General features: G+C 68.4%; 2 protein-coding genes. One reads left to right on the top strand and one right to left on the bottom strand.

Annotated elements, in window-relative coordinates; translation table 11 throughout:
* A partial coding sequence (locus tag ACSDR0_RS50720) for a beta-ketoacyl synthase N-terminal-like domain-containing protein (RefSeq protein WP_435296151.1) occupies positions 1–1,026 on the bottom strand: 1,026 nt, incomplete at its 3' end.
* Between ACSDR0_RS50720 and ACSDR0_RS50715 the strand changes: the two genes are divergently transcribed.
* A partial coding sequence (locus tag ACSDR0_RS50715; protein ID WP_435296150.1) for a hypothetical protein occupies positions 1,003–1,194 on the top strand: 192 nt, incomplete at its 3' end. The genes ACSDR0_RS50720 and ACSDR0_RS50715 overlap by 24 nt on opposite strands.

The raw sequence follows: 1,194 nt of genomic DNA, 5'->3' as shown, positions 1-1,194 counted from the left end.
CGCATCCGACAACCGCTCCAACACCAGCAACCCGACACCCTCCGCCCAACCGGTACCATCAGCCCCCGCCGCGAACGCCTTGCTGCGCCCGTTCGGGGCCAACCCGCGCTGACGGGAGAACTCCACGAACATCCCGGGAGAGGCCATGACGGTCGCGCCGCCCGCCAACGCCAGTGTGGATTCGCCCTGCCGCAGCGAGCTGACCGCCAGGTGCAGCGCCACCAGCGACGATGAGCAGGCGGTGTCCACCGTCAGTGCCGGTCCCACGAAGCCCATCTGGTACGAGATCCTCCCGGCCATCACGCTGGGGGTCACGCCCGTGAGCACGTAGCCTCCCACCTTCTCGGGGGCGTCCTGCATACGTGGGCCGTAGTCCTGTGCGGTGGCTCCGACGAACACCCCGGTCCGGGTGCCGTCAAGGTGCTCATGTGGGATACCGGCCCGTTCCAGCGCCTCCCATGCCGTTTCCAGGAGTAGCCGCTGTTGCGGGTCCATGGACTGGGCCTCACGCGGAGAGATGCCGAAGAACCCGGCGTCGAACTCTCCGGCGTTGTACAGGAAACCGCCTTCTCGCACGTAGGTGCGGCCCTTGTCGGTCGCCTCAGGTGCGTAAAGGTCATCGGGCCATCCGCGGTCGGTCGGGAAGCCCGCGATGACGTCCTCGCCCTGCGAAACCAGCCGCCACAGGTCCGCCGGGGAGGACACCCCACCCGGGTAGCGGCACGCCATACCGACGATCGCGATCGGCTCGTCCAGCACGGCCGGGACGGCGATGTCCGGCTGTACGGCCGGGTCTGTGCCGGCAAGCTGGTCTTGGAGGTGGCGCAGGAGCGCGGCGGGTGTCGGGTAGTCGAAAAGCAGGCTGCTGGACAGCGGCAATCGCGTGGACTGAGCCAGGCTGTTGCGCAACTCGACGCTCATCAGCGAGTCGAACCCGAGGTCGCGGAACGGTCTGCCCATCTCGACGGACCGGCCGGCGTCGTACTGCAGGACCGCACCGACATGGGCGCGGACGAGCTCGGCCACGGCGTGCCCGTCGTGGACATCGACCCGGCGGACGGGTTCGACGTGTTCGGCAACGGCCTCACCGATCCAGTGGCGGTGTCGTTGGAAGGGGTAGGTCGGCAGATCGACCCTCCGCGCTCCACTACCGGCATACTGCGCCGACCAATCCACCGAAGCACCCCGAACGAA

The sequence above is a fragment of the Streptosporangium sp. G11 genome (assembly GCF_051192615.1).
Lineage (GTDB): Bacteria > Actinomycetota > Actinomycetes > Streptosporangiales > Streptosporangiaceae > Streptosporangium.
Note: the sequence above shows the minus strand (reverse complement) of the source record. Positions and strands in the feature narration are given on the sequence as shown.